The 9,495-nt window shown below is 66.4% G+C and carries 9 protein-coding genes; 1 reads left to right on the top strand and 8 read right to left on the bottom strand.

Annotation, left to right across the window (positions count from 1 at the left end):
- Positions 1-35: 35 nt before the first annotated feature.
- The 3 genes from ACIQF4_RS11795 to ACIQF4_RS11785 form a co-directional block, all read right to left on the bottom strand.
- Positions 36-2,312: a hypothetical protein gene (locus tag ACIQF4_RS11795; protein WP_400517137.1), complete on the bottom strand. Its 2,277-nt coding sequence runs from the start codon at positions 2,310-2,312 to the stop codon at positions 36-38.
- 50 nt (positions 2,313-2,362) lie between these two features.
- On the bottom strand, positions 2,363-3,262 hold the full coding sequence (locus ACIQF4_RS11790) for a hypothetical protein (protein WP_400517138.1): 900 nt from the start codon (positions 3,260-3,262) through the stop codon (positions 2,363-2,365).
- A gap of 253 nt (positions 3,263-3,515) precedes the next feature.
- Positions 3,516-5,933 (bottom strand): DNA topoisomerase, encoded by a 2,418-nt coding sequence (locus tag ACIQF4_RS11785; RefSeq protein WP_400517139.1) that lies wholly within the window; start codon positions 5,931-5,933, stop codon positions 3,516-3,518.
- Positions 5,934-6,173: 240 nt separating this feature from the next.
- Here ACIQF4_RS11785 and ACIQF4_RS11780 point away from each other — a divergent pair, with 240 nt between their 5' ends.
- Positions 6,174-6,665, top strand: coding sequence for a hypothetical protein (locus ACIQF4_RS11780; RefSeq protein WP_256248746.1), 492 nt, complete (start codon positions 6,174-6,176; stop codon positions 6,663-6,665).
- A 140-nt stretch (positions 6,666-6,805) separates the two neighbouring features.
- On the opposite strand, the gene ACIQF4_RS11775 is transcribed toward ACIQF4_RS11780, so the two are convergent.
- The 5 genes from ACIQF4_RS11775 to ACIQF4_RS11755 are packed head-to-tail and all read right to left on the bottom strand — an operon-like array spanning position 6,806 to position 9,426.
- Positions 6,806-7,048 carry a helix-turn-helix domain-containing protein gene (locus tag ACIQF4_RS11775; RefSeq protein WP_400517140.1) on the bottom strand — a complete coding sequence of 81 codons (243 nt, stop codon included), beginning with the start codon at positions 7,046-7,048 and terminating at the stop codon, positions 6,806-6,808.
- A gap of 42 nt (positions 7,049-7,090) precedes the next feature.
- The gene (locus ACIQF4_RS11770) at positions 7,091-7,351 is read right to left on the bottom strand and encodes a hypothetical protein (RefSeq protein ID WP_400517141.1); all 261 of its coding nucleotides are present in this window, start codon (positions 7,349-7,351) and stop codon (positions 7,091-7,093) included.
- The gene (locus ACIQF4_RS11765; RefSeq protein WP_400517142.1) at positions 7,344-7,991 is read right to left on the bottom strand and encodes a hypothetical protein; all 648 of its coding nucleotides are present in this window, start codon (positions 7,989-7,991) and stop codon (positions 7,344-7,346) included. Before ACIQF4_RS11765 ends, ACIQF4_RS11770 begins: the two co-directional genes overlap by 8 nt.
- Positions 7,988-9,019 carry a hypothetical protein gene (locus tag ACIQF4_RS11760; RefSeq protein WP_400517143.1) on the bottom strand — a complete coding sequence of 344 codons (1,032 nt, stop codon included), beginning with the start codon at positions 9,017-9,019 and terminating at the stop codon, positions 7,988-7,990. The genes ACIQF4_RS11765 and ACIQF4_RS11760 overlap by 4 nt, the downstream gene beginning before the upstream one ends.
- Positions 9,016-9,426, bottom strand: coding sequence for a hypothetical protein (locus tag ACIQF4_RS11755; protein WP_256248751.1), 411 nt, complete (start codon positions 9,424-9,426; stop codon positions 9,016-9,018). Before ACIQF4_RS11755 ends, ACIQF4_RS11760 begins: the two co-directional genes overlap by 4 nt.
- Between the last annotated feature and the right edge of the window lie 69 nt (positions 9,427-9,495).

Genomic DNA, 9,495 nt, shown 5'->3' with positions numbered 1-9,495 from the left:
CTTTCCCTTCCTGTCTGTCGTGTCCGTGATGGCCGTCATGACTTGCCCAGCTTCCGCGGGGCGGTCCCGGCCTTCTTCATGGCCTTCCTGCGGTCGGCCCGCCCCACCTGGTCCTCAGAGCGGTCCTCCTCGGACTCGACGCTCTGGCGGGCGCTGGTGAGCTTCGCGCCGGGTGCCGGCTTGTCCTTCATCAGTTGGTCCATCCGGGCCGCCTCGTCGGCCTTGGCGGCCTCCAGGCGAACCTGCCTGCGCTGGGCCTCGCGGAAGGGGTTGATCCCCAGCGCGAGGTCGAGGTGGAAGACCACGTTCGACACGTCCCGGCGAAGGTAGGTAAGGTTCTCGCCCTTGGTCGTGATGAGCTGGGCGAGGTCCGGCGGGATCTGCTGGTGCAGCTGCTTCTGGTACTCCGCCACCGTGCGGTCGCGCATCGGCCCGAAGAGCGTGTAGTCCGCGGCGTCGAACTTGTTGAAGTCCGAGTCCGCGAGCATCTTGTCGACGTCGTTGTAGCTGTAGACCACGCGGCCGCCGCGCTCGTGCATATGGTCGAACTGGTCGCGCAGGTACTTTTTGACGCGGTCGTCAATCTGCTCGGTGCCGTGGATCACCACGGTGTCCCCGAGCCCGAGCTTGCCGACGGCGAAGCCGACGATGTTGACCAGCTGGGCCATGGCCACGCCCTTGCCGCGGCGCATCAGCCGCGAGAAGTCGTAGACCACGCGCCGGGCATCCCGGACCCCGTCCACGGCCGATGCCGTGTGGTTGTTGAACAGGTCGCCGTTCGTGCTGAGCATCGTGTTCGCGATGCCGCGCAGCACGTTGTACGCGCGCAGCTGGTCGGGGTCGGTCTTGCTTGAGTTCAGCAGGGCCTTGTGCGCGGTGTCGAGGTACGAGACGAACATCTGCAGCCGCGGCACCTGCTGGTGCGGGATGTTGACCACGCGCAGACGGTGCCGCTGGTCCTTGGCGTTGTGCCGCCACATGCCCTGCTCGACGTAAAAGTCGGTCGCCGTGTCCTCCAGCGCAGAGCGGATGATCGAGCCGATTGCCCCGTCCGTGGTCTCGTAGAGCTGCTCAAACATCAGCTTGAGCTTCTCCATCTGCGCGGCGAAGACCGTCAGTTCGTCGTCCTCGTCGCCGAACAGCTCGAAGGGATTGACGTCACCGCGGTTCAGGTCCACGCGCGAGGTCAGCCGCTCGAAGTTCGGGCCCAGCTTGTCCAGGTCCGCCCCGTCCAGCACGAGGTGGACCACCGAGCCGTTGCCGAGCATGCAGGCCTGCGAGATCTTCGAGCACCACATGTTCGACACACGCTGGCGGTCCAGGTACTCGCTCAGGGTCGCGTCTGCCACGACAACGTGGTGCTCGTACCGGTTCACGTCCATGAGTACGGCCGAGTTGTTGACGTCGCCGACCATGTAGCCGACGTACTCGCCGCCCCGGTCGTTCAGGCCGTTAGTCACCAGCGAGTACGAACCCGCGAGCTCGGTCGAGGTGAAGTGGAAGCCCTTGCCGCGCTTCTTCTCGTTGTTCTTGAACAGGCCCGAGAGTTCCTGGCGCTGCTCGCCGGCGTACGCCGCGGCCTTCAGCGTGCCGAAGCGGTCGATGTACAGGCGCGTGACGCGGTCGACCGAGTCGTCCAGCGTCTCGAGGTCCGGAGCCTTGAGAAACAGGCGGTTGTGCACCGACAGGTAGCTCGCGCCGTCCTGGATCTCGCCGATGGTGACCTCCAGGTCGGAGGAGATCTTGGCGGCCTTGCGCTTGGAGGAGGTCGTGCCGGTCTCCTCCTGCTCGTTCGCGTCAAGGCGGTCGAGCTTCTCCGACTGCTTGGTGAACGAATCCACCCACTTCTCGTCCATCCGGCGCACCTGCTCCAGGACGACCGCGGTGACGCGCTCGTCGAGCCCGTCCGGGATCCGGTCGATGCCCCAGAACGCGGCGAAGTTGTCGTGGGCGGCGTCGTCGTGGAAGAACGCGAGCACGCACGCCACGGAACCGTCGACCTCGAAGTAGTCGGAGCGGAAGACGTACTTCTCCCGAGGCTTGAGCGCCAGCAGGTGCGGATACGAGTCGAACCGCCCCTCCAGCTTCTTCATCTCCTGGCGGCGCTGCCACCAGTTCTTCTTCGGCTCGACCACCTCGGCCGGCTCAGCGGCGACCGCCGGCGCGGTCACCTCGGACGTCTCCACCGTCCCGCCCATGGCGGGATCGCCGTCGAGAGCGACCTCCAGTTCATCCACGCCCGGCACGGCCGTCGCGTCCCCGCCCCGGGGCTTCTTCCCCGGAATGCCCAGCTGCGCGCGGGCCTTCGTCATCAGCGCCATGTCACCCTTCGTCCTTCCTTTGTTCGTCCAGCTCGGCCCGGTCAGTTCAGTGAGGCCTTGAGAGAGTGCAGGTCGTCCTCGATGCCCTGGTAGAAGACCCGCAGCATGGGCTCGGTCTCCTCGCGGTCGAGGACCGTAGTCTCCTTGATCATCAGCGCGGACCCCTCGACCTCGGACTGCAGCACCATGTGCGCCCGGCGCAGAGCGTCAGCGCTCTTGCCCTTGAGCAGCAGGTACTGGTGGATCGAGGTGAACTTGCCACCGACGTGCTGCGTGAGGATGTCATACTGCTCGTTCTGCAGCTCGATCAGGTCAGGGTCGCGGACCTCGAGGGCGTGGTTGCGGTGCTCGAGCGAGGCCACCTGGTGGTAAATCCGCTGCGGCTCCTTCGTGGTGACGAAGGACCACTCGCAGTTCGTGTCGATCTTGCGCCAGAAGGCGTCGACCCGGTCCAGGATGCCGATGCGGTCCTCGTCGAAGAGCAGGTACGACGCTGAGCCGACGACCAGGTAGACCTGCCCCTCACCGCCGTCGGAGAAGTGGATCCGGCCGTCCTCCTCGATGCCGTCGATGCCGACGATCGAGTAGAAGTCGCTCGGGTCCGAGCTGCGGCGGGTGAAGACGTTGCGTGCCCGGGACGGGGCGTACGCCAGCAGGGCGGGCACGTTCATCGCCCGCAGCTCCTTGGTCTTGGTCATGCCGCCGAAGTAGACGATCAGTGCCAGGCCCCAGATGACGAAGAGCGTGATGAACACCGGTCCCGAGCTCGCCACGAAGGTCTGCGTCACCGCCCACAGCAGCGCCAGCGCGCCCCCGCCGAAGAAGAACAGCTGCTTGATGGGGGAGGGCTTGGCCGCCCAGCCGCCCTTGCTGAGCGTGATCTCGTGGTCGAGGAACGACCTGTTGAGGCTCGTCGGCACCTTGTACGACATCTTCGCCATGAATCTCTCCCTGCTGCCACCACTGATTTGTCTGCGCCTGTCCGAATGCCCTCATAGACGAGGGATACATGACTACTCTACCTTAGATAGACCTATCGAATCGAGCGTGACTGACGCAAGAATGGCACCGCCCAACGGACTCGGACATGCGATCCGATGCCGTCGGGCGGTGCCGTGGCGTGCTGATGTACATGGACGGGCAGTCTATCGGACTGACCTCCGAATAATCATTCAGGAGCGAGTCTGCGCAACCTCAGCCGAAGGAGGGGACGAGCTTCCTCTTGCCGCCCTCGTCCTTCCAGGCCAAGGTCGCGTCGAACTTCTTTCCCTTGCTCGAGGTGAAGCCCGTACCCTTGATCGTCTTGCCCGCGGCCAGTGCCGCGAGCTGATCGTCGGTGAAGGCAACCCCGCACCAGCTCTTCGGCGGGGAGTCCAGTGAGGCCTCGAAGTCAGGCACGATCTTCTTACCCTCACCCTTCTTCTCCTCGCGGAAGAAGACCTTGCACTGGAAGCGGTTGCCCTTCTTTGAGACGAAGTCGCTGGACTCGACGCCCTCGCCAGCCATGAGGCGGTCGATCTCCTCGGGCGTAAAGGTGTAGTGGCACCAGGACGCCGGCGGCAGCGCGTTGCCGCTGGCATCGCGCCGGCCGAAGCCTAGCTTCTGGAACCCGACGAACTTCCGGCCCTTGAAGGTGCCCTCGTCAAGCTCGCCGAAGACCTCGTAGGCCTTGCCCGTGGTGCTCTTCGCCGAAAACTCGATCGTCTCCCCGGCCAGCAGCCGGGCGACCTCGTCGTCGGTGAAGCGGTGGCCGCCCCACTCACGCGCGAACACCACATCCTTGCCCGTCTTGGCCCAGGTGCCCTGCGCCCGCTCCTTCCGGGTGACGGCCTCCTCCTTGAGCCCCAGTGCGGAGCGCATCGTCGCGGCGTTCTTCTGCATGGTCACGATGTCCTCGCGCACCCAGTCGGCCACGACCGCGAGGCGGTCCTCTGCGCTCGGGCCGGTGCCCGCGGCAATCTCCTTCATATCGGCATAGACCTTCTCGGTCAGCGCCAGATCGCCGATCCGGGTCCCCGGCAGGAGCCGCCAGCTCATGTCCCCGGCCTCGGCGAGGGTGAGCTTGCGGCCCTTTTCCAGCAGCAGCGGATACTTGGTCTTCGTCGACGTCACCTCGGAATACGTCGAAGTCCGGGTGGCACCGGTGCCCACGTCGCGCTTCTCCAGCTGCTTCATCAACCACTTCATGCTCGGGTGCTCGGGGCGCTTGTTCGCACCCTCGAAGACAAAGGGCTCAGCGTTGGTACCCAGACCCTTGGCCGACTCATTCTCGTCGCCCTCGGCGGAGTCGTCGCCGGCGTCCGGATCGAACACCGCCTTCCAGCCCGCCGACAGCGGAACGTTGGCGATGCCCACGAAGTCCGGGTAGTCCTTGACGTGGCCCTTCTGCTGCTCGTAGATGTAGTCCTCGGCGATCATCGCCAGGTAGTTCTTGCCCAGCGTCTCGTAGATCAGGCGGCCGGCCTTGCCGAAGCGCTGCTCGACATCGTCCAGCGAAGCGGGCACCTTCGGGCCCGGCCGGTTCGCACCGTGCGCGCCCTGGGGCTTGACGTGCGTCTTGCGCGGCTGGCGGTGCGTCAGGAGCTTCACGTCCACACCCACGACCCCGGCAATCTTGTCCACCAGGGGCGCGAGCTCGTCGAACTGCTCGGGCGTGATCGTCACGTCGGCAGTGCGCGGGTAGCTGACGGCCTGGGCCTCGTACATGGACTGGTAGGTCGAAAGCACGAGCTGGGCCTTGATCCCCTTGCCCACCAGGAGCGAGGACAGTGCCGCCAGGTCCAGCAGCTTCGGTGGCGCGGTCTGCTTCGTCGCCTTGCCGTCGAGCACAACGGGGGAGGGGCCGTACTGGTTCGGCACCTGGTCCTTCCGGTCGAAGCGCGGCTCCTCCGGATTCGTGTACATCACGTCGTTCTCGTCGCGGAACCGGTTCTGGAAGAACGGCTTCTTGATGTAGTCGTTGTACGCCTTCAACTGGTCGCCGACAAGCTTCACCATCGCCGACTTCAGCCGGCCCTGGCGCAGCACCGTGTCCTGCCCGGACTGGCGCGCCATGTTCGTGGCGATGCGGGTGAACTGCATCGAGAGCAGGTCGAACTGTGAGCGGTAGCGCGCCTTGCGGTACTCGTCGAAGTCCAGGAGCGACGGAATGACCTTGCGCGCGGCGAAGGCCTTCTGCAGCGAGGCCGGAGCCTCATCAGTGAAGTACATGCGCGACCACTTGCCCGGCTTCAGCCCCAACTCGAGGAAGGCATTGACCGCGATCATGCCGCCCTCGCCCGTGGGGTCGACGTCGGTGGCGATCACGATCTCGTCGCACTTGCCCAGGGTCCGCTTCACGTCCTGGGCGACAGAGCTCGCGTTCTTGATCACCTCCAGGCTCCAGTCCAGCTGCTGAGGGTCCCAGGGCAGGTTGCCCAGGTCCCAGGTCCGGTACTTCCCGGCCACGTCCGGATCCGCCACCATCCGGTGCGGATCGACGAACTCGTACAGGTGCCCCCGGGCGTGGGCGATGACGAACTGCTCCCCGTTGTACGTGCCGTTCATGCCGCCGAGGGCTGCAGCGAAGTGCCGCGCCGCGCTCGGCTTCTCGGTGAGGATCCCGACAACCATCTTGACTCCCTTTCGTCGGTGACTCATAAACCAGTCGACTCATAAATCAGTCACAAGTCTATCGATAGAACGAGTCGAATGGCGAGTCTGAGCGAGTCGTATAGCGAGTCGAGTGGGAGCGGCGAGACCCGCGCCGGCACGCCCGTCAGAGAGGGCCTGGATCATTCACGGCGACCCCGGATCGAGGTAACGTCTATAGAGTCGCCACCCGCTCACGCCCGACCCAGGAGCACGAATCCCATGGCCCTCGACCACGCTTTCCTGCGCACACCACAGGACTTCAGCAGCATGCTCATCGAGATGCAGGAGGGCAGCTGGCCGCCGGACGAGGCGGACATCATCCGTATCGCCCAGGGGTGCTCGATGCTGATCGAGTGCATCGACGCCTGGGAGAGCGCCACGCACGGCAAGAATGTCTTCGACGTCGCCCGCGGAGAGATCTGCACGGCCGACGTGCGACGGCTCCTCGCCAAGGAGGTCTCACTGAGCTACGAGGGCGACGTCGCGGTGCTGCTGGTGCCGCCTGCGGACGAACGTGTGCGCGTGGAGATCCGCGCCGACGTCGACGAATACCAGGGCCTGCTGCGCCGTCCGGAGATGGTCCTGGATTGGGAGCAGGATGGTAAGCAGCACGAGCACTACATCTCACTCAAGCCCAAGGGCGCGCACTGGTACATGCTGTCGCAGCTGCGTGACGACATGAAGGAAGGCCGGCTCACCGTCCGGTCCTAGCTCCGCCTCAGCCGCGCCAGAGCTCGAGTCTCCCCCTGAAAAAGAAAATCAGCCCGCGCCTGGCGGCAACGGGCTGATCGTGATGGACATAAAGTAGCAAGGATGGCTGTCCATGCCTCGCTGATGCTGAACGGCGCTGATCACCGTCCGGAGGTCGGCAGCGCGACGCCCAGACGAACCCGGTAGGCCTTCAGGACCTTGCCGAGCGTCTTCAGGTTCTCCGGATGGTCTACACCGGACTCCAGCTCCCTGATCCGGATCGGACGGACCCCGGCGACCTCAGCGACCTGCTTGTGGGAGGCCTTCCCCCGGAGCTTGACCAACAGGTCCGGCAGGTCCTCGTCAAGGTCCTCGAACATGCGGAACTTCTCGGCGGTCCCCATGCGGGTATGACCCAGGTGCCAGTGGCCACAGTGTCCACAGCTTTACGAGCTCATCGAGGGATCCTCGCTGAGCCGGTGCGGGATCTCGTCCTCGCATCGATAGCGGCGCTTGAAGACCTTCTTCCCTTCGCGCGTGGTCGTGCACTCCCGCGGGGCGTCCTCGGCCCGGGAGGCGGGCTTCGCCATCCCCGCGCACCGGGGAGCGCAGTACAGCCCGAGCAGCACCGGGTCCTGGGGACGCAGCCCCAGACCCTTGCCACACCCCTTGCACCGCTGTCTCTTCGGGAACAGCACCTCAGCCACGCCCGGCCTCCTTCATTTCTGCGTTGCCGGACCGGTCGTCGCGGCCCTCCTCCACCTTCTTCCTGGCGCGCCTCTCGCGCGCCGCCGCCCGGATCCGGGCGCGGTAGTCGGGGTCATCGCGGTACCGCTGCCGCTGCCGCTGCTTCTTGCGCTCGGCCCGCTGCGGGTCCGCGGCGATGTACCTGGCGCTGGCAGCAGCCTGGTCGGCCCGGAACTGCGGGTTCTGGCGGTACCGGCGGGAGTGGTCGCGCTTGCAGGGACGGCACACCCAGGTGCCGTCCTTGGCCCAGTAGCCGTTGTCGGCGTCCATCGTGTGCCCGCGGGCACAGGTACGGCTGCCCGGCCGGCGCAGCGGCTTGGCCCCCTTCTGCATGTGCCCGGGGTTTACGCAGGCACTGCGACCACAGGCCATCCGCAGGATCTCGTCCTGCGTCAGGGACCCGAGCCCGAGCTCCTGCTGCAGGGCCTCCCAGATGTATCGGCGCGGCGTGACCGAGGACCGGCCGTTCGACAGGCCGAAGCGGCCCGAAGCGGTCCAGACCCAGCAGCCTGAGCCGTCGAGCCTGCCCGCCTCCTTGTCGACCTTCTCCCAGAACCGCTCGGCGTCGGTCGCTGTACTCCTGTGCGTGGCGGTGCTCACCGGATCGGCCGCCCTTCCCGCTCGCGCTCGAGCTTCGCCTGCTTCTTCGTCGCCTCCCGCACCCGGTCGCGGACGAAGACCGCGTCCTTGTGCGTGATCGGAGCGTCGTGGACATCGTGCGAGCCGCGCAGGAAGTTGCTCGTGCGGTCCGCGATCGAGTACGCGACTGCCTGCTCGATCGCCGCGCTGGTCTCCTTTACCTCACCCAGCTGCCCGTGCAGCGCGGCCAGGCTCTGGGTCTGCTCACGGCCCCTCCGCTCCAGGGCTTCCATTCGCGCCGCGATGCTGCCCAGCAGCGGATCACGGGCGCGGAACAGCTGCGCCGCACGTCGGGTGGCGGCATCGGTCGCCAGTCCAAGGTCGAGCTGAGCCAGCAGAAAGGCCGTGACCAGGCTTGCCTGGCTCAACCGCTCGGTGAACTCGCGGGCTGCTGTGTCGCCGACACCGAGCTCACGGACGGCCGCTGAGCGCAGCTGCTCCCGCAGCGCGCCAACGATGGCCTCGGGCAGGGCCCGGACGGCAGGCTGGCTCTTCACGCCGTCGAGCCGGAAGCCGCTCTGGGGCAACGACTCGCTGCCCTCGTCCCCTCCGCCGGAGCCGCCCCTGGCCGCCGCAGACTGCACGGCCTCCTGATGGTCGGTGTGCTGGAGCGGGACGGGCGGGAGGAGGTTGGCATCTTCCGGCGGCGACACCGGGAGGGCCGCGGGGTGCGCTTCGGCGTCTGCGTCGTCGTGCGCCTGCGGCGTCGCTGCTGTGTCCATGGCGACGGCGTCGCTCTGGGCCGGGGGAGTGGCGCTGCCTGCTCCCGCGCCTCCCCGCTGACCGGCACCGGTGTCCCGGTCGAGGTTCTCGGCGCTCTGCTGCGGGGCCTCATCCTTCTCCGGCGTGTCCTGCTCCGCCGGCTGTGCCCGTTCCTGGGCCCGCTTCAGGCCCTCGCTCCCGCCGGTCCGGTACGCATCGAGGAAGGACGTGTCGACGTCCATCAGCTCGTCGGTGGACGGCATGATCTCGTTCAGCCCCTGGCTCACGTCAGCTCCCCGTTCTCCTCGTCCAGCAGATAGTTGTCGCCCCTGGTCAGCCCGAGCAGGGAATCGAAGCCCATGGTCACGACCCGCTCGAGGTTGGCGTTGTTCGTCGAAAGCGCCTTGAGCTCGTCGACGACCTGGTTGATGCGCGCGGTGAGCAGATCAGGGATGTCGAAGTCGAGATTCTCGCGCCGGATCTTCTCGGCGATCGCCTCGGCGTAGTACTCGTTGGCGGAGGGGTAGCCGCGCCGCTGCGCCCAGTACTCCGCCCGCTGCTTCTCGTCCGAGGACAGGCGGGTAAAGACCCGCTCCCTGCGGTCGCTGCCATTCTGGTCGGTGCTCGGTCCACCGGACCTGGTCGCAGCCTGCGCAGCGGGAGGCGCAGCCTTCGGCTCGTCGACGACGGTCATGTCTGGCCTCTCCTGTCATATTCGACTGATGTACGAGTCCATTCTAACGTCATTCGAATGCCTGTCGCG

The sequence above is a fragment of the Pseudarthrobacter sp. NPDC092202 genome (assembly GCF_044755505.1).
Taxonomy (GTDB): domain Bacteria; phylum Actinomycetota; class Actinomycetes; order Actinomycetales; family Micrococcaceae; genus Arthrobacter.
This window is presented reverse-complemented; position numbering and strand designations above follow the sequence as displayed.

Excerpts from the sequence above, each read along its gene's own strand:
- ACIQF4_RS11795 (WP_400517137.1), bottom strand. The coding sequence starts at position 2,312 with ATGACGAAGGCCCGCGCGCAGCTGGGCATTCCGGGGAAGAAGCCCCGG.
- ACIQF4_RS11790 (WP_400517138.1), bottom strand. The coding sequence starts at position 3,262 with ATGGCGAAGATGTCGTACAAGGTGCCGACGAGCCTCAACAGGTCGTTC.
- ACIQF4_RS11785 (WP_400517139.1), bottom strand. The coding sequence starts at position 5,933 with ATGGTTGTCGGGATCCTCACCGAGAAGCCGAGCGCGGCGCGGCACTTC.
- ACIQF4_RS11780 (WP_256248746.1), top strand. The coding sequence starts at position 6,174 with ATGGCCCTCGACCACGCTTTCCTGCGCACACCACAGGACTTCAGCAGC.
- ACIQF4_RS11775 (WP_400517140.1), bottom strand. The coding sequence starts at position 7,048 with ATGGGGACCGCCGAGAAGTTCCGCATGTTCGAGGACCTTGACGAGGAC.
- ACIQF4_RS11755 (WP_256248751.1), bottom strand. The coding sequence starts at position 9,426 with ATGACCGTCGTCGACGAGCCGAAGGCTGCGCCTCCCGCTGCGCAGGCT.